General features: G+C 66.4%; 17 protein-coding genes. 9 read left to right on the top strand and 8 right to left on the bottom strand.

Translation table 11 applies throughout. The features are described 5' to 3' along the window. Positions 1–11: 11 nt before the first annotated feature. The 3 genes from ACP7A3_RS02680 to ACP7A3_RS02670 form a co-directional block, all read right to left on the bottom strand. Positions 12–1,667 carry an NRAMP family divalent metal transporter gene (locus ACP7A3_RS02680; protein ID WP_426254875.1) on the bottom strand — a complete coding sequence of 552 codons (1,656 nt, stop codon included), beginning with the start codon at positions 1,665–1,667 and terminating at the stop codon, positions 12–14. Positions 1,668–1,711: 44 nt separating this feature from the next. Further along, complete coding sequence (locus ACP7A3_RS02675) at positions 1,712–1,861, bottom strand: hypothetical protein (protein ID WP_426254874.1); 150 nt, start codon at positions 1,859–1,861, stop codon at positions 1,712–1,714. A 428-nt stretch (positions 1,862–2,289) separates the two neighbouring features. After that, positions 2,290–3,351, bottom strand: coding sequence for an SDR family oxidoreductase (locus ACP7A3_RS02670; protein ID WP_426254873.1), 1,062 nt, complete (start codon positions 3,349–3,351; stop codon positions 2,290–2,292). A 91-nt stretch (positions 3,352–3,442) separates the two neighbouring features. Here ACP7A3_RS02670 and ACP7A3_RS02665 point away from each other — a divergent pair, with 91 nt between their 5' ends. Further along, complete coding sequence (locus ACP7A3_RS02665; protein ID WP_017978453.1) at positions 3,443–3,823, top strand: winged helix-turn-helix transcriptional regulator; 381 nt, start codon at positions 3,443–3,445, stop codon at positions 3,821–3,823. 158 nt (positions 3,824–3,981) lie between these two features. Continuing rightward, a complete protein-coding gene (locus ACP7A3_RS02660; RefSeq protein WP_017978454.1) occupies positions 3,982–4,119 on the top strand; it encodes a hypothetical protein in 138 nt (45 codons plus the stop codon). Here ACP7A3_RS02660 and ACP7A3_RS02655 read toward each other — a convergent pair. Continuing rightward, entirely contained in the window at positions 4,083–4,748 is a 666-nt protein-coding gene (locus ACP7A3_RS02655) for a helix-turn-helix domain-containing protein (protein ID WP_018251022.1), read from the bottom strand. The genes ACP7A3_RS02660 and ACP7A3_RS02655 overlap by 37 nt on opposite strands. A gap of 367 nt (positions 4,749–5,115) precedes the next feature. On the opposite strand from ACP7A3_RS02655, the gene ACP7A3_RS02650 reads away from it, so the two are divergent. Both ACP7A3_RS02650 and ACP7A3_RS02645 read left to right on the top strand, forming a co-directional pair. Further along, positions 5,116–6,219, top strand: a complete 1,104-nt coding sequence (locus ACP7A3_RS02650; protein WP_426254872.1) for a sensor histidine kinase — start codon at positions 5,116–5,118, stop codon at positions 6,217–6,219. Between the two features lie 16 nt (positions 6,220–6,235). Next, complete coding sequence (locus ACP7A3_RS02645; RefSeq protein WP_020486457.1) at positions 6,236–6,625, top strand: response regulator; 390 nt, start codon at positions 6,236–6,238, stop codon at positions 6,623–6,625. Between the two features lie 95 nt (positions 6,626–6,720). On the opposite strand, the gene ACP7A3_RS02640 is transcribed toward ACP7A3_RS02645, so the two are convergent. Further along, positions 6,721–6,927 (bottom strand): hypothetical protein, encoded by a 207-nt coding sequence (locus ACP7A3_RS02640; protein WP_426254871.1) that lies wholly within the window; start codon positions 6,925–6,927, stop codon positions 6,721–6,723. 195 nt (positions 6,928–7,122) lie between these two features. Between ACP7A3_RS02640 and ACP7A3_RS02635 the strand changes: the two genes are divergently transcribed. From ACP7A3_RS02635 to ACP7A3_RS02620, 4 genes are all read left to right on the top strand, one after another. Continuing rightward, entirely contained in the window at positions 7,123–8,256 is a 1,134-nt protein-coding gene (locus ACP7A3_RS02635) for a Gfo/Idh/MocA family protein (RefSeq protein ID WP_426254870.1), read from the top strand. A 136-nt stretch (positions 8,257–8,392) separates the two neighbouring features. Then, on the top strand, positions 8,393–9,733 hold the full coding sequence (locus ACP7A3_RS02630; RefSeq protein ID WP_426254869.1) for an alpha/beta fold hydrolase: 1,341 nt from the start codon (positions 8,393–8,395) through the stop codon (positions 9,731–9,733). Beyond that, a complete protein-coding gene (locus ACP7A3_RS02625; protein ID WP_426254868.1) occupies positions 9,730–11,268 on the top strand; it encodes a GMC family oxidoreductase in 1,539 nt (512 codons plus the stop codon). The genes ACP7A3_RS02630 and ACP7A3_RS02625 overlap by 4 nt, the downstream gene beginning before the upstream one ends. Positions 11,269–11,278: 10 nt before the next feature. Next, positions 11,279–12,082 (top strand): SDR family NAD(P)-dependent oxidoreductase, encoded by an 804-nt coding sequence (locus tag ACP7A3_RS02620; protein WP_043059477.1) that lies wholly within the window; start codon positions 11,279–11,281, stop codon positions 12,080–12,082. A gap of 23 nt (positions 12,083–12,105) precedes the next feature. Here ACP7A3_RS02620 and ACP7A3_RS02615 read toward each other — a convergent pair whose 3' ends face one another. From ACP7A3_RS02615 to ACP7A3_RS02605, 3 genes are all read right to left on the bottom strand, one after another. Next, entirely contained in the window at positions 12,106–13,932 is a 1,827-nt protein-coding gene (locus ACP7A3_RS02615) for a glycoside hydrolase family 15 protein (protein ID WP_426254867.1), read from the bottom strand. 209 nt (positions 13,933–14,141) lie between these two features. Beyond that, positions 14,142–16,229 carry a catalase gene (locus tag ACP7A3_RS02610; protein ID WP_426254866.1) on the bottom strand — a complete coding sequence of 696 codons (2,088 nt, stop codon included), beginning with the start codon at positions 16,227–16,229 and terminating at the stop codon, positions 14,142–14,144. A gap of 175 nt (positions 16,230–16,404) precedes the next feature. After that, a complete protein-coding gene (locus tag ACP7A3_RS02605) occupies positions 16,405–19,137 on the bottom strand; it encodes a M1 family metallopeptidase (protein WP_426254865.1) in 2,733 nt (910 codons plus the stop codon). Between the two features lie 141 nt (positions 19,138–19,278). Between ACP7A3_RS02605 and ACP7A3_RS02600 the strand changes: the two genes are divergently transcribed. Further along, complete coding sequence (locus ACP7A3_RS02600) at positions 19,279–21,072, top strand: putative bifunctional diguanylate cyclase/phosphodiesterase (RefSeq protein WP_426254864.1); 1,794 nt, start codon at positions 19,279–19,281, stop codon at positions 21,070–21,072.

Genomic DNA, 21,072 nt, shown 5'->3' with positions numbered 1-21,072 from the left:
GACGGTGCCGGTTACAGCTGGTGTGTCAGCGCGAGGTGAATGATGCGGACCAGCACGAAGCCACCGGCGACGACGAGATAGAGCCGCAGGATGCCGAGCCAGGCCTTCTCGCCCCGCCCCAGCATGGCGGGCGCGAGGGTATCGAGCGGCGGCATCCGCCAGTCGGCACGGCCGCGACGATCGATCGCCTCCGCCGTCCCGCCGGTCAGCAGGCGCATGCCAACCCAGCCGATCAGCGCCAGCGCCGATCCCCCGCCCAAAATCCACAACATCGCCGCCGCGCCGATCGTCGGGAACAGCACCGAGGCGGTCAGGATCACCGACAGCAGGACGAGGACGGCGATCACCCCACCGGTGAACAGGTTCAGCCAGCGCCCGTTGCGCCATGGCCCCAGCACCGCCGTGTCGTTGCACAGCAGCAGCAGGAACACGGTCGCGCTGGGCAGCAGCACGCCCGCGAGCGATTGCACCGCATTGGTCAGCAGGCCCAGCGGCGTGCCCGGGATCAGCACCAGCGCCGCCGCGACCCCGATCAGCCCGGCGAAGACGAGGTAGAAGGGGATCGAGTCCTTCGGTGAGCGGTGCAGCGAATGCCGGATGCCGAACGTGTCGCCGATGGCATAGGCCGTGCTGAGCGACACCGCCGCCGCGCCGATAATCGAGGCATCGATCAGCGCGATGGCGAACAGGATGCCCATCAGCCGACCGGCATGCGCCTCGATCCCGCGCGCGATCGCGCCGGCATCGGTGAAGTGGCCGACCCCCGCGGTGCCGGCGAACGCGGCGGCGGTAAACGCCATCATCGCGACCGCGCCAATGATCACGACGGCGATGCCGACCCAGAGATCGATCCGGCTATAGGCCATGAAGCGCGGCCCGATCCGCTTGTCGATCAGATAGCTTTGCTGGAAGAACAGCTGCCAGGGCGCAACGGTGGTGCCGACGATCGCGATGATCAGGAGCATGACGTCGGCAAGCTGCCCGCCTGCGGGCATGTGCGGCACCACCATGTCGCGCGCGATCTGCCCGACCGGCGGGTGGATCGCGACGGCGATCGGGACGAGCAACAGCGATCCGAACACCAGCACCATCATGAAGCGTTCGAACCGGCGGAAGCTGCCCGTGCTGGCCGCGGCGACGATCAGGATCGACGCGATCGCCACGCCGGCAAGCCGCGGCACGCCGAGATAGTCGAGGCCCAGCGCGATGCCGATGAATTCGGTGACGATCGTCAGGGCATTGAGCAGGAACAGGTCGATGACGCTGAACGCCCCCCAGAAGCGGCCGAAGCGCTGGAAGATCAGCCGGGCATGGCCGACCCCGGTCACCGCGCCGAGGCGGAGCACCATTTCCTGGTTCACATAGATGACGGGGACGAGCAGCAGCAGCGTCCACACCAGGCTGGTGCCGTAATTCTGGCCGGCTTCGGTATAGGTGCCGAACGCGCCGGCATCATTGTCGCCGACCATGACGATCAGGCCGGGGCCGACGATCGCGGCCAGCGTCAGCAGGCGGCGCGGCCAGCCACGGCGCGCGCCGGTGTCGGTTTCGGCGATGGTGCCAAACGCACCGATGATGTCGCCCGTATGGGCGCTGTCGAGATGAGCGGTGGCGCGCGGCGGGCGCGCACCGCCGGGGCCGGTCAGGGCCAGGGCATGCAAGGTCATGGCACGAACTCCGCGTGCGGGTAATCTTTCAGGGGTGTGGCAGATCAGGTGGCGCGGAACGCCGCCACGCGTCGGCGCGGGTTATCGTCCGTCGCGTGCAGGGGACGGGACGCGGCGAGGCGGATGCGCCGGCTGAAGGCTTCGACGCGGGTGGTGTCCACGTGCCGTTCGACACGCGCGAGATAGATGGTCATGGGCGACCTCCTTGGTTCCGGTGGCTGTCCGGTCCAGGAGATCGCGGCACCGCGTCAGGCGGTGGGCACGAACTCCCCGACCGGGTCACGTCCGGCGATGCCGATCAGCGGAGCACAGCTCCTACTGTCGCCCTCGCTGGACATGGGGGTAGATCGAGGTTTCATTGCTGTCCTTCTTCGGCGCGCAGACGCGCGCCGTGGAATCGAGTCGCGACCGCCGCGATCGATGGCGCCAGATACGCCTCCGGGGCTTAGGATCAACCCCTCTTTCGCCCCGTCGCGACGCAAAGATAGGGCAGGGTGCCACGGCGGGAGAGGCAATGCGGTTTGGCATGCTGCGCTGCCGATCCGGTGAGGGGCGGCAAGCGACAAAGCTGTCGCGACGACCCGGGAATCGTCGCGTGTCCAGCGCGTGCGCCGATCCAGCTTTACGGGATCAGCCGGTCGGCGCGCAGGCGTTCGAACAAGGCGAAGAAGGCATCGTCGGTCGGCTGGTATCCGATGAACCCCAGCCGGCGACTCTTGCTCATGTCGGTGACCACCTCGATCGGCCGGCCGAGGTCGGCATCGGTGTGCCAGGGGGAGGCGAGACGGTTGAGGTCCGGCTCGGCCAGCCCCTCGCGCGTCGCGATTGCGCGCCACAGCGCGGCGTCGTCCGCCATCTGTTGTTCCAGCGGGCGCACGATGCCATCGAACGGCGCCGCCGCGATGCCGAACCAGTCGGCGATGCGGTGCCACATCCACTGCCAGCGAAAGACGTCGCCGTTGACGACGTTAAATGCCTCGTCGTGCGCCGCCTCAGTGTCCGCCGCCCAGATGAGGTGGCGGGCGAGCTGCCGCGCATCGGTCATGTCGGTGAGGCCCGACCATTGCGCCGCCGATCCGGGAAACGTGAACGGCCGCCCCGTCTCGCGGCACAGCGTCGCATAGACCGCGAGCGTCGTGCCCATGTTCATGGCATTGCCGACGGCGAGACCGATCACGGTATGCGGGCGATGGACGCTCCAGGTGAAGCCATCGCGCGCCGCGGCGGCGAACACCTCGTCCTCCTGCGCGTAATAGAAATTTGCGACGTCGAGCCGTCCCTGCTCTTCGCGGAACGGCGTTTGCGGCAGCGTGCCCTGCCCATAGGCCTCGAACGGCCCGAGATAATGTTTCAGGCCGGTGACCAGCGCGACATGGCGCGGGCCTGTCGGCTTGGCGAGGCCGTCGAGAAGGTTGCGCACCATGGCCGCGTTGACGCGGATGTTCTCCGCCTCGCTGTCCTGCCGCAACCATGTCGTGATGAAGACGGCGTCGGGGGCGATGCCGCGCAGCGCCGCGGCCGTGGCGCGCGCGTCCAGCAGATCCGCGGCGACCGGCTGTACGCCCGGCTGGCGGGACGGACGACGGGCGAGGCCGTGGACCGTCCAGCCCTGCTCGACCAACAAGGCCGCCGTCGCGCTGCCGACGATCCCGCTCGCGCCAACCACCAATGCCGTCTTCGTCATAGCTATCTCCTTGATAGGCGGAAGCTAGGCACGGCCCCGACACGCTTCTAGACGGCACCATTCGCGTACCCAGGCACCAGGAGGTAACCACATGCAACCGGGAACGCCCGATGAGGAATGGCGCGAGGATTGCGCGCCGCGCCGCGTGCTGGAGCTGTTCGCGACCAAGTGGACCAGCATGGTGCTCCACACGCTGTCCGCCCGTCATGGCGGCGCCGCGCGCACGGGTGTGCTGCACCGCAGCCTGCCGGGTATATCGAAGAAGATGCTGACCCAGACGCTGCGCGATCTGGAGGCGAGCGGATTGCTGAGCCGGCACGTGCAGAGCGCCATACCACCCGCCGTCGAATATCGCCTGACCGACTTGGGCCGGCGCTTCGTGGAGCCCGTCGAACTGCTCTACGCCTGGGGGCGGGACAATGCGGACGCGCTGGACGCGCTGCATCCCCGTGCGACGTCGCGCCGGGCGTGACCGATCCGACGACCGGCTTTCAGGGAGGGAACGGTCGGCGCGAACGCGACGAGTCGCGCACGAAGACAGTGGTGTCGCCCGGTCATGTCCCGTACACTTGCGAAAACGTACCCGACCACGGGTGTTTAGGATTGAGGTGTACCGTGGACAAATGCAGCATGCAAAAGGCGTTCGATCACCTCGAGGCCGCGATGACCATTTTGGATGCGGAGGGGCAAACCGCTGCGGCGGCGCAGCTCGATCACGTGATGCAGATGGTTCAGGCCACCATCACCGCAGCGTCGGGCGCATCGTAAACGGTCGCGAGCATCGCTTCGACCCGCTGCAACCCCGATTGGGTCAATAACAGGTCGATCGTCGGGTCTCCGTCCCGTTCGATGATGCCGCGTTGCTGCAGCACCGCGACCCAGCGCTGCGTGGTCGAGCGGGCGATGCCGGCATAGGCGGCGATCTGGCTGATGCCGATGCTGCGCCCTTCCGCTTCCGCCAGATAGACGCCTATCAGTATCGATCCGATCGGGTCCGTGCTCAGATCGGGTCCGAACAGCCTGACGCGCGTCTCATGGACATGGCGGATGCTGAGGGCGGTCGCCCATAGCCGGGCCGGCGGCAATTGCCGCCCGTTATCCCGCCAGAACAAGGTGGCGATCAGGCGATCGGGGTCGGAGAAGCGCGTGACGAGCAGATTGGCCGCGATCGTCGTGCCATCCGGGCGCAGATAGCGTTTCTGGAACCGGAGCGGCGCGGCGCCGTCCTCCAGCATCGCAAGCATATCGACGCTGCGCTGCAAATCGCGCGGGTCGGTAATGTCGCGAAACGAGGCGCCGATGACATCGCTCTCCTCGCGCTTGAGCAGATCAAGAAAGGCCTGGTCGGCCTGAAGGATGACCCCCTCCAGTGAAGACACGCAATGTGCAGCTGGCATTTGTCTCACCGTTAGACCCGTATCGGCAATATACATCAGTCGAATTAACCCGCAAGTCGGTTATGGGCTGATCGACAATTGCAAGCAAACGGCAAAACCTCTTCGTCATGTAATGAAATATAGTCTGAACTGGATGTATATTTGGCGGAGAGCCGCGATGGGATGGGCGATTGCTATCCTGCAACCGCTCCCTGCCTTCCGCTCATGGCGCGATGTAGTCGATGCTTGGCGCCGATACGCCGCTATTGGAGCCGAAGCGGAGAGATTACATTCGGGTGGGTGCCGCCGGATGTTGCTGGCCCCGTCATGCGTGGGTTTCCAAAAAAAAGACGCTGCCAAAGGGCCGCGGGATGGCTAGACCCGTTCCGTGACCATCGCTGCCGTCCACGATCCCCGCTTACCGTTCCCGGCATCGGGGGGCGATTGCGCGGCGACGTTGCGGGCGATCGACTGGATCGCGCATCCGCTCGGCGATCCGCTCGGCTGGCCGGCCCCCTTGAAGACCGCCGTGCAGATCGTGCTGTCCTCAGCCTTCCCGATGATGGTGCATTGGGGGGCGGAGCTGTTCACCTTCTACAACGATGCCTATGCGCGCATCCTTGGCCGCAAGCATCCTGGGATGCTGGGACAGCCGGCGCGCGCATGGTGGTCGGAGATGTGGGACCAGCTGACGCCGATCTTCGATCGCGTGCTGGCGGGCGAAACGGTGTTCGTCGAAAACGGCCGCTACACGCCGGATCGCGACGGCGTGTCGAAGGAAGCCTTCTTCACGCACTCGCACAGCCCGCTGTGGGATGCGGATGGCCGGGTCGCGGGTATCTTCCTCGTCGTCACCGAAACCACGTCCGAAGTCGTTGCCAGGCGGGACCGTGATGCCGCGACGGAGCAGCAGATGCTGCTCAACGAGGAATTGGCGCATCGGATCAAGAACACGATGAGCGTCGTGCAGGCGATCGCGCACCAGACGCTCGACAAGGTCGAGGATCAGGAGGCCGTCAACGCCTTCGGCAAGCGGCTGTCCGCGCTGGCCGCGGCGAACGACGTGCTGACGCGCGACCAATGGTCCACGGCCAAATTGGGCGACGTCGCGATCGGTGCGCTGGCGACCTTTGGCGAGGATCGGTTCCTGTTGTCCGGCCCCGACGTGATCATCGGGCCAAGGGCGACGCTGTCGCTGTCGCTGATGCTGCACGAACTGGCGACGAACGCCGCCAAATATGGTGCGCTGACGGCGCCGGCGGGCCGGGTGGCGGTGGACTGGGTGGTGCGCCGGGATGGCGACACGGAGATTCTCGATCTGTGCTGGACGGAGCGGGGTGGGCCGCCAGCGACGCAGCCGACGCGCAAGGGATTTGGGTCGCGCCTCATCCGCATGGGTCTAACCGGCTCCGGCGGCGTTGACCTCCGGTACGAGGCGCAGGGCCTGACGGTCACTGCGACGGCCCCGCTCTATCAGGTTCAAGAGGCGTAGCGCGTCAGCACACGACATGGGACAGTCTGAACCTCTTACCCGTTGGCCGGTCCTTGTGGTCGAAGACGAACCGATCCTGCGGATGGATGCGATCGGCATGGTCGAGAAGGCGGGGTTCGAAGCCGTCGAGGCGATGAGCAGCGCTGACGCGATCCGGCTGCTGGAAGAGCGGCTGGACATCCGTCTGGTGTATATGGATCTCGACATGCCGCGCAGCCGCAAGGGCATCGAGATCGCGGCGGCGATCCGCAAGCGCTGGCCACCGATCGAAATCATCCTCACCGCCGCCTATTTCACTCGAGACAGCGTCCACCTGCCCGAGAGAACCGAATTCTACCCCAAACCCATCAACCGCGACGAAATCGTCGACGCTATGCGGCGGCTGGTAAACCGTTCAGCTGCTTGAGTTTTTTGCAGTTCTACAGCGCTCGGATTGAACTGGAGGACGTTGCCGCGCCGTTTGATGCCCAACGCATCAGGTGATGGTGAAGTGCGGCTCCCTCACATCGCGGTGACGGCGCCCACGGCTGTAATCGTGGCGCGGCGTCGTGCCGTTTGCTGTTGCTCCGACAGTGGTTTGCCGAGAGCGGTCTTCCCGTCCTGCCGTTCCGGCATCCGATTGCCGAGGAAGCCGATCACGATCAGGGCAGCGAGTACGAACGCCGCCACCGCTCCAAGAACGGCATACATGGGTTTCCCAGTCTTCATGCGTTCGGCCTGTCCTGCGTTCGACTGCTCGACCAAACCACCGGATGGGCAAAAAGAACCTTTAGGGGAGGGGTCCAGACCTAGTGTGAGGCGGCGACTGCGGCCGACATCTCGCCGGTGCGCACTGTCCGGTCGGGGGAACCATATACCGCGCTGGAGCGGTTGCGCCTGACTTTCCCCGATCAGGAGTTTCGCATGAGCATCGCTTCGGCACTCGGCCTCGGTGGCCGCAAGGTCCGCTACGCTATCGTAGGCCTGGGCGACATTGCGCAGGAGGCGTTGATGCCGGGCGTGTCGCATACCGGCAATTCGACGATCACCGCCTTGGTGTCGGGCGACCCTGAGAAATTGACGAAGCTCGGCAAGCGATATGGCGTCAAGCATCTGTACGGGTACGAACAATTTCCGGCCTTGCTGGCATCGGGCGAGATCGATGCCATCTATCTGGCGACACCGAACTGGCGGCATGCCGAATTCGCGGTGCCGGCGCTGGAAGCGGGTATCCACGTCCTCAGCGAAAAGCCGCTCGACGTGTCGTCGGCCAAGGCGCGCGAGATCATGGCGGCGGCGGTCAAGGGCAAGGCGAAGCTGATGACCGCCTATCGCCTGCATTTTGAACCGGCGACACTGGATGCCATTCGTCGCATTCGTGCGGGCGAATTGGGTGACCTGATCGCCTTCACCGCCTGCTTCACGCAGATGGTCGATCCGGCCAACCATCGCGCGAAGAACGGGATCGAAGCGGGGCCGCTGTTCGACATGGCGCCCTATCCGATCAATGCGATCCGCTATCTGTTCGAGGCGGAGCCGCTGGAGGTCGTCTCTGCGGTCGCGACGCGCCAACCGGAATCGGGCTTTGGTGATCTGGACGATACCTTCGCGGTGACGCTGCGTATGCCGGGCAGCCGCCTGGCCCAGTTCACGGTCAGCTATTATGCGAACCAGGTCGACACTCTGACGATCGCGGGCACGAAGGGATCGATCCAGATGGATCCTGCCTTCGGCTTCGGTCAGGGCCTTGCCCACCGACGCCGCATCGGGGACAGGGAAAGCCACGAGACGTTCAAGGCGACGGACCAGTTCGGCGGCGAGCTGAAATACTTTTCCGACTGCATCCTCGACGATCGGAGCCCGGAACCGGACGGCGAGGAGGGGCTCGCCGACCTGCTGATCATCGAAGCGATCGTGAAGGCGCTGGACACCGGCCAGTCCGTGAAGGTGCCCCATATCGGCCGCACGCGCCGGATCGATCCGGATGCGCAGGAGCAGACGCTGCGGGCGGTATCGGTGCCCGATCCCGTCAACGCCACATCGCCGACCGGCGAGTGATCGTCCCGTCGCGGCCGCGGGCAAAATCTGCGGCCGCGACCGGTGATCGGCAAGCATCATTTCGACTGTTTCTGGAACCGAATGCTTGCCGCGCGACTTCAATATAAGTTGCTGATCTTCATGAAAGTTGACGCGCGTGGCCCGTTTGTTTTTCCTCCACGCGCTGGGTGCGAGCGCGCGCGAATGGGATGGCGTCATCGCCGCCCTCGGCGAAGACTATGAGTGTATTCCGCTGAACCTGCCGGGCTTTGGTGGCAGCGCGGACAGCGAGTGCGGCGTCGCAGGGCTGATCGACTGGTTCGGCGGCGAAGTGGCCCGGCATCAGCCGCAGTCCTGGGCGGTGGTCGGGCACAGCATGGGCGGCAAGATCGCCACCTTGGCCGCGGCGCGCGCCCGCGATGGCGATGCGCGCTTCACTGGTCTCGCCGCGGTGGTTCTGCTGGCGGCGTCCCCACCCGCGCCGGAGCCGATGGACGAGGATCGCCGCAAACTGATGCTCGACTGGTTTGCCGATGGCGCGATCGATGCGGACGAGGCTGCGCAATTCGTAGACGACAACACCGCCACACGATTGCCCGAACCACTCCGCGCCCAGGCCATCGCCGATGTCCGCCGTTCCGGGCGGAAGGCTTGGACGGGCTGGCTGGAACGCGGCAGCCGCGAGGATTGGCGGGAGGCCGCGGGTCAGATTGCGGTGCCCGCGTTGATCATGGCAGGCGGGGAAGACGGCGATCTGGGGGAGGATGCGCAGCGCCGCCTTAATCTGCCGCATTATCCCGCCGGTCGCGTAAGTGTGATCGAGGGGGCCGCGCATCTGCTGCCGTATGAGCAGCCTGAGGCTGTCGCCACGGCGATTGGGGACCACGTGTCTGCGGCCTTTGTCCGCGCATTGCCGCCGGCGATGATCGCGCTGCTGGCGTCGGATCGCGTCAGTACGCGCACGCGCGCGGTCTTGACGGCGCGTCACGCCGTGCCGGGCCCGATATCGCTGCTGTCGGAACGACAGGCGGCGACGCTGGCGGCGTTGATCGAGACCGTCCTGCCGGGGGCGGGCGATCCCGGCGAGCTTGCCCGGCGGATCGATGCGGTGCTGGCGGCGGGGCAGGGTGACGGCTGGCGGAGTGCGGAGCTGCCCGCGGATGCCACGTGCTGGCCCGCGGCGCTCGACACGCTCGACGTGATGGGGGGCGGATTTGCGGATGCCGATCCTGCTGCGCGCGAGCGCTGCTTGCGGAGCTTGGCCGCGGGCGAGGCAGCCGAAACCGGCGGAACGCTGTCACCCCGTCAGATGCAATTGTGGTTCGCCGAGGCGCGCGGGGAGATCGCGCGACAATGGATGGCGCTGCCTCAGACGATGGCGCGCATCGGTTACGATGGGTTCGCGATCGGCGGCGATGGCGCGCGCAAGCAGGGCTATGTCCGCGCCGCCGCGGATACGATCGAACCTTGGCAACAGCTCGCGGAAGCGCGCGCGTGAGTGCTGCCATCGGGACCGGCAACGATCCGGTCGACGTCGTGGTCATCGGCAGCGGAGCTGGCGGCGCACCGCTGGCGGCGCGGCTGGCACAGGCGGGCGTCTCGGTCGTCGTGCTGGAAGCGGGGCGTGCCTTTCGTCCGGACGAGCATGTCGCCGACGAGCTGGCGGCCGACATCTATTGGATGGAGGAGCGGCTGAGCGGCGGTGCCGACGCCACCGCGTTCGGCGCCAACAACAGCGGCATGGGTGTGGGCGGATCGACGCTGCATTGGGGCGCCTTCTGCCCGCGGCCCGATGCGCGGGACCTTCGATTACGCTCGCTCAGTGGCCACGGCGAGGACTGGCCGATCGCACATGCCGAGCTGACCCATTATATCGAGGCGGTCGAGCGGTGCATCGGCGTGTCGGGTCCTGCCAGCTATCCATGGGACCCGGCGCGGCGTTACGAATTGCCGCCCGTGCTGCGCAACGCGTCCGCCGACGCGATGGCGCGCGGCTGTGCGGCGCTGGGCATTACGGCGACCGATGCGCCGGCAGCGCTGGTGTCTCAGGATCGCGCGCAACCGCACTGGGGCATCCGGCAAGCGTGCATCAATTGCGGCACTTGCCACCAAGGCTGCCGCGTCGCCGCCAAGGCCAGCGCGGATACGAGCTGGCTGCCGCTCGCCGTGGCGCATGGTGCCCAGGTGCGCGCGGAATGCCGGGTGATCGATCTGGAGCGTGACGGCCGCGGCCGCGTGACGGCGGTGATCTACGATCGCCATGGACAGCGCCTGCGTCAGCGTTGCGACGCCGTGTTCCTGTGCGCGGGCGGCGTGGAAACGCCGCGGCTGCTGCTGAACCTCGGCCTTGCCAATTCCAGCGGGCAGGTCGGGCGCAATTTCATGGCGCATGTCGCGACGCAGGTGTGGGGTCGGTTCGATGCAGATATGCGCATGAACCGCGGCTATCCCTCGTCGCTGATCAGCGAGGATATGATGCGGCCCGCAGACCTCGATGCCGCGGGCGGGTATCTGATGCAGAGCCTGGGCGTGCTGCCCGTCACGCTGGCGACCAATCTGGCGCGCGGGGCCGGCCTGTGGGGGCAGGCGCTGGTCGATCTGCTCGACGATTACAACCGGCTGGGCGGCATCGGCATCAACGGCGAATGCCTGCCATCCGACGCCAATCGTCTGACGCTGTCGGATGAGACCGATGCCTATGGCCTCCGCAAGGCGCGGATCGATTTCAGCTATGGCGAAAACGAACGTGCGATCGATGCCCATGCGCGCGCGACGATGACCGCGATCTGGGAAGCGGCGGGGGCCCGCGACATTCTGGCGGTGGATCGCTCCGCGCATACGATCGGCACGTGCCGGATGGGCGTCAGCGGCGATCGCGCGGTGGTCGACCCCGATGGTCGCAGCTTCGATATCGCGAACCTGTTCATCTGCGACAATTCGGTGTTCCCGAGCGCACTCGCCGCCAATCCGGCGCTGACGATCATGGCGCTGTCGCTGCGCACGGCCGACCGTTTCCTCGCCAATCGACGTTAAGGAGAAGACCATGGATCTGGGTATCACGGGACGGATCGCACTCATCAGCGGCGCGGATTCGGGGATGGGCAAGGAAACCGCCCGGCTGCTGCTGGAAGCGGGCGTACGCGTCGCCGTCACCGACAAGCCGGGCGGCACGCTGGACGATGCGGTGCGCGAGCTGTCCCCGCTTGGCGAGATCGTCGCGGTGACGGGCGACGTGACCAAGGTGGACGAGGTGACGGCGATCTGGCGGCAGGTGCGCGAAAAGCTGGGCGACCCCGACATCTACGTCAATGCCGCCGGCGTCACCGGCGCGACCGGGGATTTCCTGGAGGTGGACGACGCGGGCTGGCTGGAGACGCTGGACATCAACCTGATGGGTGCGGTGCGCATGTGCCGTGAGGCCATCCCTGCCATGCGCACGAAGGGCTGGGGCCGCATCGTGCTGTTTGCGTCGGAGGACGCGGTGCAGCCCTATATCGACGAACTCGCCTATTGCGCATCCAAGGCCGGAATCCTCAGCCTCGCGAAGGGGCTGTCCAAGGCCTATGGCTGCGACAACGTGCTGGTGAACACCGTGTCGCCCGCCTTTATCGCGACGCCGATGACCGACAAGATGATGCGCAAGCGCGCCGAGGAAAAGGGCGTGTCGTTCGACGAGGCGATCGCCAGCTTCCTGGAGGAAGAGCGCCCCGGCATGGTGCTGAAGCGGCGTGGTAAGCCCGAGGAAGTCGCCGCGGCTGTCGCCTTCCTGTGTTCGGAGCGCGCCAGTTTCATCAACGGCGCTGGCATCCGCGTCGACTCCGGATCGGTGTTCACGATCGCCGGCTGAGGCGTGGCCGGGGGGCCGCCTGCTCAGTCGCAGGCGGCTTCGTCGTTGAGGACGGACAGCGCCATCAGATGCGCGAGGTGGCTGAGGCCCTGCGGCAGGTTGCCGAGGAAGGCGCCGGTGTCAGGGTCGACCATCTCGGCCAGAATGCCGTGGCCATGCGACAATGCGGCGGTCAGCTCGTCGAGCATCGCACGCGCCTGATCGCGCTGGCCGAGCAGGGCGCGCGCCTCCACCATCCAGAACGAACAGGCGAGGAAGCAGCCCTCTTCGCGCGGCATGCCGGTGTAGCGATAGTGGAAGGGGCCGGCGCCCAGTTCACGGTCGATCGCGTCGAGCGTCAGGCGCAGCCGCTCCTTCCCGTCGAAGCCGAAGCGAACCGCGAGCGCCAGCGAAGCGTCGATCGCGTCGGCACCCGGGTACATGACGAACGCCTGGCGCTCGTCCGACCAGCATTCCGCCTCGATCCAGTCCTTGATCCGGTCGCGTTCGCGCTGCCAGCGTTCGCGGCAGGTGGTGGGCAGCTGGCCCTGATCGGCGAGTTCGACCGCGCGGGCGAGCGCCTGCCAGCAACTGATCTTCGACATCGTATAATGCCGTTCGTCCTGCAATTCCCACATGCCCGCATCGGGCAGGCGCCAGCGATCCGCGCATTGATCGGCGAGGTGCGAGAGGAATTCGGCGCTGGCGCTGTCGAGGATGTTGCCGCACGCGACGAAGCAGGAGGCGGTTTCGAAGATGTCGCCATAGACGCCATGCTGTGCCTGATCGGTCGCCAGATTGCCGGTGACGACGGGTTGGCTATCGCGATAGCCGGGCATCGCCCATTCGGAGACGTTCGGCACCACGCCGCCGCCCAGCGTGTAGCAGACGCGCGTCCCCGTCTCGCGCAGCTGGTTGAGCAGCCAGGTGAACGCCGCCTTCGCCTCGGCCTGCGCGCCCGCGGTCAGGAACGCCTTGATCGTATAGCCGGCGTCGCGGACCCAGGCGTAGCGATAGTCGTAGTTCTTTTCGCCGCCGATCCCCTCGGGCAGCGACGTCGTCGCGGCAGCGGCAATCGCGCCCGACGGCGAATAGAGCAGCAGCTTCAACGCGAGCGCACTGCGCAGGAAGGCGGGGCGATCGGCGCCGCGATAGGTGACGCCGGCTGCCCAGTCGCGCCATTCGGCATCCGACGTGTCGATACGTGCATCGATTTCCGCGATCGGCGGCACGACCAGCGGCTCGTCGCGCCCCGCGACGATCGCCACGGTGCGTTGTTCGCCCGCCGCGACCGTCACCGAACCGGTGATGCCTTCGTCGGACCAGCGGCATTCGACCGCGTCGTCATAAATGAACAAGCCGAGCACGCGCTCGACGTGGAACACAGTGTGTTCGCCGATCGTCGAATGATAGGGATTGACCGTATCGCCGCGCCGTCCCGGACGCATCGTCAGCGCGAACCGGACTTCGCCCTCCAGCCCTTCGATCCGCCGGGCCAGTTCCGCCCAGGGGAGGCGGCCTGCGGTGCCGCTGTTGAGCGATTCGGTCAGGCGGGCGCGTCCCGTGGCCGTCGTGAACACGGTTTCGAGGACGTTGCTGTCGTCACGGTAGCGGCGGTCGATCGTAAACGGCCCGTCCGGGGTCAGGCTGAACCGGCCACCGCGATCCGCGTCGAGCAGGCGGTCGAACAAGGGCGGGGAATCGAGGTTCGGCACGCACCACCAGTCGATCGACCCGTCGCACCCGGACAGCACCACCGACCGCCCGTCGCCGAGCGCGCCATAGCCGGCCAGCGGGAGATAGCCGTCCTTGCGTACATGTGCCGGATCGGTGGTCGGGGCACGCAGGCGATCGATCAATCCGGTCAGCATGCGGAGGGACGCCGGTTCGGCCGCGTGTAGTCCTGAATCATCCGCGGCAGTCCCAAATGGTTGTGCCGCTTACAATGTTTGTGATCCATGTTGGTTTCTGGGCGCCGGCACGCTGGCGTAAGGTTTGCGCGCTGGCAGACATCCGGCAGCCGTCCATCGGTATGGGCGGATCGTGGCTGGCCGCACGCCGGGGCCAGCCACGCTTACGTTCAGGCTAGGGTTCGAACGCTGGCCTCCCGGTCCCAATAGCGTTTCTTGGCCGCCTCGACGAAACCGGACAGATCGGTGATCCCCTCGTCGGGCTCGACGCCGGCCTTGTCGAGCAGGGGCTTGGCCGCGGCATTATGCCCGATCGCTTTCAGATGACCGAAGGCGTCCATCACCCATTGGACCGCAGCGCCTTCCTTGACGAGTTTGGCAGTGGCCGCCTCCGACAGGATGACCGCACAGGCATCGACCGTCACCGACGGCTGGCCGAATAGCTGCGCGTCGGCGGCGATCGTGCTGCCATCGGACAGCGGGACCTTGCCGACCTTGGGCGCGATCGTCATCGCCGTGCCACCGGCGGCCTTCACCGCATCCTGCACCGCCTTCAGTTCGTCGGCGTCGGTGCCGTCCGCGATCAGGATGCCGACGGTGCGCCCCTCCAGCGTGTGCTTTTCGAGCGGACCACGGATGATCCGCAGCGCGGGCGAGGGGGCCATGTCGAGCACCGGCGCGGCGGTCTTCGACGCAGGCGGCAGATCCATCGCGAGGCCATCGGCGACGCGTTGCGCCAGATCCTCATCGACGTTGCGTAGATTGGCCATCATCGCGATGCGGATATGCTCCAGGCTGACCTTGCTCAGCTCGAACACCAGGGCAGAGGCGATATGCGCCTGTTCGGCCGGGTCCATCGACCGGAAGAACATGCGCGCCTGGCTGTAATGGTCGGCGAAGCTTTCCGGGCGGATGCGCAGCTTCTGGCCCTGCTCTTCCGACGGGAAGGTCTTGTAGCCGCCATCCGGGTCCTCGCGCGCACCGGCTTCCTCGCCCGCCCGTGCCAGGCTGTTGGGCTCGTAATTGGCGCGGCCCTTGGGCACCGCCATCTGCATGTGCCCGTCGCGCTGCTGGTTCATGAACGGGCAGCCCGCCGCGGCGGCGCGCCCCTTCGCACTGTTGATCGGCAGCTGGTGGAAATTGACCGATCCCAGTCGCGACAGCTGCGTATCGGTATAGCTGAACAGGCGCCCCTGCAGCAGCGGATCGTTCGAAAACCCGATGCCCGGCACGACATGGCTCGGCACGAATGCGGCCTGTTCGGTCTCGGCGAAGAAATTGTCGGGATAGCGGTCGAGCACCATCCGCCCGACGATGCGGACCGGCAGCACCTCTTCGGGGATGATCTTCGTCGCGTCGAGCACGTCATAGGGCTGGCTGTTGGCGAAGTCCTCGTCGAACAGTTGCACGCCCAGCTCCCATTCCGGGAAGTCGCCGCGATCGATCCGTTCGAACAGGTCGCGGCGCTGGAAGTCGGGATCGGCGCCGGCGATCTTCACCGTCTCGTCCCAGATCGTCGAGGCGAGGCCCGCCTTCGGCTTCCAGTGGAATTTGACGAAGGTGCTCTTCCCTTCCTTGTTGATGAAGCGGAAGGTGTGGACGCCGAACCCCTCCATGTTTGCGAAGGTGCGCGGCAGCGTGCGGTCCGACATCGCCCACATGACCATATGGGTGGATTCGGGCATCAGGCTGATGAAATCCCAGAAGGTGTCGTGCGCGGTCGCCGCCTGCGGATAGCCGCGATCCGCCTCCATCTTGGCGGCGTGGATCAGATCGGGGAACTTGATCGCGTCCTGAATGAAGAAGACGGGAATGTTGTTGCCGACGAGGTCCCAATTGCCCTGACGGGTGTAGAATTTGACCGCGAAGCCGCGCACGTCGCGCGGTGTATCGATCGACCCCGCGCCGCCCGCAACGGTCGAGAACCGCGTGAACACCTCGGTCCGCTGGCCCTTCTTCTGGAACAGGTCGGCGACGGTGATGTCGGCGAGGCTGTCGGTGCATTCGAAATAGCCGTGGGCGGCGCTTCCACGCGCATGCACGATGCGTTCGGGGATGCGCTCGTGGTCGAAATGGTTGATCTTTTCGCGGTAGATTTCGTCTTCCAGCAGCACCGGGCCACGCGCGCCGGCCTTCAGCTGGTTTTGGTTGTCGGCGATCGGCGTACCGTGATTGGTGGTCAGTACCGGGTGCGCATCGTCGGTGAACTGATGGGGCTCGCCACCCGAATAGGGGGCGTTTGGTGTGGTCTCGGTCATGATGGCTCCTCGTACTTTGACACTGCAAACGAGCCGTCGGGACGGTTGGGTACGGGGATGATCTGCATCAATACGATTTCAGGCCGGTCGTGGGACTGCGGCGATGGTGGGCGCGTACGGTCAATACGGACCGCGTATTCGATCCGTCTGCTGTCGATCATGGTACGGCCTACGATTAAAACCGCGCCGATCTGATCCGCACGGTCAGGGCCAGTTCGTCGCGCGCGGTCAGCACCTTGCGCCGCACATCGAGAGGGAGTGCCGGGTGCGCCTCCAGAAACCGATCGACGACATCGAGCGCCGCGGCATCGCGCTGTCCGCCGATGAAGGCGTCGATCCAGGCAGGCAGGAAGAAGATACGGCGGTTCTGGCGGATCCACTCCAGCCGGTCGAGCGCCGGACGGAGGAAGGGGAGGGTGAGGGGCGCTTGCTCGATCGTGTTGAAGGCGCCGAGACTTTCGCTCGCCCACGCCTCGTTCAAGGTCGCATCGTCGAAATAGCGCGTGAAATAGGCTGCCTTGACCGCGCGGTCGGGTGTCGCGGCATGGGCGACGAAGGCGTCCTTTACCGCCTCGCTCGATCGGTCGAGCTGTTGCTCGGCTGTGTAGAGCGTCGCGGCGTCGGGCGCGCCGACGGCGATCAGGCGGCGGACGATCGCCCAGCGCGTCGGCTGGCGGATCGGAATGCCGACCAATGTCGCGCGCCCGGCGAGTAAATCGCGCAGGCGATCGAGCGCCAGCGGCGTCCGCGCGGTCGCGATCAGGCGATCGAGGGCATCCTTCCGCAGGCCATAGCCGAGCTTGGTATCGTCGATACGCGCGAGCAGCGCCTGTTCCCATTGGGGCCGCAGCGGCGCGGAGATGTCATCGGGCAGATAGACGTCGAGCGCGGCGGCGCCGCGCGACAGGATGGTCCGCGAAATCTGTTCGTCGGTTTCGCCGGGCAGGTGATCGAGCAGCATCGCGATGTAGCGTGCCGGCGAGAAGCGGACGTCGCGGACCGTGTCCCACACCGCGCTCCACAGCATGGCGCGCAACAGCGGGTCCCTCACCGTGCCGACGTGCCCGACGATCCAGGCGACCGTGCGGTCATCGGGCAGGAACAGGCCGTATCCCTGATCGTCGTCGTTCGGCCAGACATAGTCCGGCACCGGCAGCCCAGCGGCGCCTGAGACGATCGCGCGCGTCCCGTCGAATGCCGCGTCGAGCACCACGTCGGCACGGGTCGTATAGCCCAGCCGCACGCGCACCTTCATCGGCCATGCGCCCCCGCGATCGCCGGGCAGCGACCGCGCCGGCCGCTGCACGAGCGTCAGCGACCCGATCGTGTTGCAGTCCGCCTTCAGCTGCGTGTCAATGCGGGGCAGGCCGGCACGCAGCATATACTGGCTGCCGAAGGCGGTCAGGTCGACGCCCGACGCCGCGCCGACCGCGCCGAGCAGGTCCTGCCAGGTGGCGTTGCCATAGCCATGGTCGGCCAGGAAGCGGTGGAGGCCGCGGCGGAACCCCGCTTCACCGACCAGGAAGGCGAGCTGTTTGATGACCGCCGGTGCCTTGTTGTAGACGATCGGGCCGTAATTGCTCTTGGCGGCATCGAGATTGTCGAGCGGCTGCCAGAGTGCCTGCGTGCCGCTGGTCGCATCGGCGCGATAGGCGGGCGTCTTGGTCGACAGGAGAAAGGTGGTCCAGGCGTTGCTGTCCGGCTGCAACTCGGCCTGAATGCGCGCGGCCATGTAGGTGGCGAACCCTTCCTTCAGCCACAAATCGTCGAACCAGCGCATGGTGACGAGGTCGCCGAACCATTGGTGGCTGATCTCATGATAGATGGTGGCGTCGCGGCCGAGGCGCTGCGGCAGCGTCGGCGGTTCGCGGAAGATGAAGCGGTCCTCGTTGTAGAAGACCGCGCCGACATGCTCCATGCCGCCGAACGGAAAGGCGGGCGCGAGCAGCAGGTCGAGTTTGGCGAAGGGGAAGGGGACACCGAACCAGTCGCTGAGCCAGCGCACGGCGGCGCGATTGGTCGCGATCTGCGCCTCGGCATCGACCTCGGCGCGGCGCGAGGCTCGCGCGTAGAGGCTGATCGGGCGCTCCCCCGCCGGCGCGGAGGTCCAGTGCGTCCAGGGGCCCGCGGCGAAGGCGGCAAGATAGGTGGAAATCGGCTCGGTTTCGGCGAAGCGCCAGCGCGTGCCGCCGGTCACCGGCTGTTGGGCATCGAGCGGGCCGTTGGCGATCACCGTCCAACCGCTCGGCGCGGTCAGCGTCCAGCGGAACCGCGCCTTGAGGTCGGGCTGGTCGAAGCAGGGGAACAGCAGATTGGCGTCGGAGGGGACGAGCAGGGTGTAGAGATAGGTCTGGCCGTCCTTGTCGTCATGACAGCGGATGATCGACGCCCCCGAGGCGGCGATCGGCGTCACGAAGCGGGCGGATACGACGTTGGCGCCCGTCTTCAGCAGCGCCGCAGGCAGAATGAGGTGGCCGTCGATCCGCTCGGCTTTGGACAGCGGACGGCCGTTGACGATCAGATCGCCGAGCGTCGGACCGCGAAAGTCGAGGACCAGATCGCCGCTGTCGCCCATGCGATCGAAGCGGATGACGGCCGAGCCCGCCGCCGTGTCCTTTGCCGTCAGATCGAGCGACAGGTCGTAGCGGACGCCGGAGATTTGCCTTGCCCGATGTCGCGCAAGGTCGAGCGAAATGCCGCGGCCGATGCCGTCGCCCGGCGGCGTACCGATGGCACGTGTCTGCGCCGCGCTCCATACCCCCATCGGTGCCAGCATCGCAGTGCGAAGCAGCGCGCGGCGCGTATCGAGAACGTGCAGGTCGGCCCCCTGTCCCGGTGAAGCGCCGATCTTAAGACGATCCGCCCCTGCCTGTCGATCGGACGGACGAAACCCGCGTGAGCGCGCCATGGATCAGCCTTCCCGCGGTCCCTGCGAACCCGCCCGCCGAACGCGTCGCGCGTACCGCAACTACCGTAAAACTACGCAAATTTAGGTTTCGGTAACCGCGTCGGCCGAAGTCCTGTGCCGTCACATCAGCGGGATGGTAGCATGTCGATCTACAACCCAATTCATCGGACGGACAGCGGCGCGGCCGACGTGCTCGGACAGGTCGCGTTGGAGCTCGATCGCGAGATCGCATCGCTGGAGCATCGGGCGCGAACGCAGGAAGGGCGGCTGACCGAGCTGACCAACCTCGCCACGTTTCAGCGCGAGGCACTCGATGCGGCGGCCATCGTCGCTGTCACCGATCGTGCCGGTCGGATCACGTCGGTCAACCACAAATTCTGCGAGCTGAGCGGCTATTCGGAAGCCGAGCTGATCGGGTCGACGCATCGCATCGTCCATTCGGGCATCCACGATCGCGACTTCTTCCGCCATCTGTACCGCACCATTTCCGGCGGCGAAATCTGGCACGACGTGATCTGCAATCGGGCCAAGAGCGGGAAGCTTTATTGGGTCGATACGACGATCGTGCCGCACCACGACGGGTCGGGCTATACCGCGATCCGGTTCGACGTCACGCCGCAGAAGGAGGCCGAGCAGCGCCTGTGGCGGCTCGCCAACATCGATCCGCTCACCGATCTGCCCAACCGCCGCAACTTCATGGACGTGCTGGCCGCCGCGACCAATCGGTGCGAACCCTTCGCCACGGCCATTGTCGACCTCGATCATTTCAAGGACGTCAACGACAGCGCAGGCCATGACGCCGGCGATCGCCTGTTGACCTGCGTCGCGCGCGCCTTGCAGTCGGCGATCGGAGCGGACGAGGTCATCGGTCGCCTCGGCGGCGACGAATTCGCGCTGATCCTGAAGTTCGATGGCGACCTGACGCAGTTGAACGACAAGCTCGCGACCCTGGTCGGCATGGTGGGCGACCATACGGAGGCCAATGCCTTCGGCTGGCGCATCCAGGCGAGCATCGGCGCTGCGGTCTTTCCGGAGGACGGCAGCGACCATCGCGATCTGCTGAAATGTGCCGACATGGCGCTCTACGCGGCCAAGCAATCGGGCCGCGGCTGCGCCCGGGTGTTCGAGGGGCGCTACCGGCGCGAGGCGGAATGGCGTGCCGATATCCGCTCCGCCATCCAGCGCGCCTTGGCGGAGGACGAATTGTTCGTGCAATATCAGCCGATCGTCGACCTTCAGGCTGCCCGCCCGATGGCCTTCGAGGCGTTGTTGCGGTGGAAGGTGCGGGACGGTTCGGTGATGACGCCCGCCGTCTTCGCCAACGTGTTCGACGACGAACGGACCGCGGCCGATATCGGTGCCTTCGTACTGACCGAGGTGCTCAGCCAGATCGACCGGTGGAACGCGCAGGGCGTGCCGTTCCAATCGATCGCGATCAACGCGACGCTGGGGGATTTCCGCTCGTCGAAGTTCGTCGATCGCATCATCCAGGCGATCGATACCGGCCGCATCCGCGGCGACCAGCTGTGCGTCGAGATCACCGAGGGCATGCTGCTCGATCGCGGTGCGCGCACGGTCTGGCCGTCGATCGATCGCCTGCACGACCGCGGCGTGCATATCGCGTTCGACGATTTCGGCACGGGCTTCGCCTCGCTCACCCATCTGCGGCAGCTGCCGATCGACCATGTGAAGATCGACCGCAGCTTCATCGAATCGATCTGTGCCGGGGGCAAGGATCGCGTCATCGTCGAAAGCGTGATCGATCTGGCGCATCGGCTGGGGCTGCGCGTCGTGGCGGAGGGCGTGGAGGCGAGCGAGCAGGAAACGCTGCTGCGCGGGCTGCACTGCGACAGCATCCAGGGATTTCTGATCGCCCCGGCACTGAGCGAGCAGCATGCGGCTGCCTTTACGCGCGACTATCCGATCGCGGCCTGA

It is taken from the genome of Sphingomonas sp. DC5200-1, assembly GCF_049897245.1.
Taxonomy (GTDB): domain Bacteria; phylum Pseudomonadota; class Alphaproteobacteria; order Sphingomonadales; family Sphingomonadaceae; genus Sphingomonas; species Sphingomonas aquatilis.
Note: the sequence above shows the minus strand (reverse complement) of the source record. Positions and strands in the feature narration are given on the sequence as shown.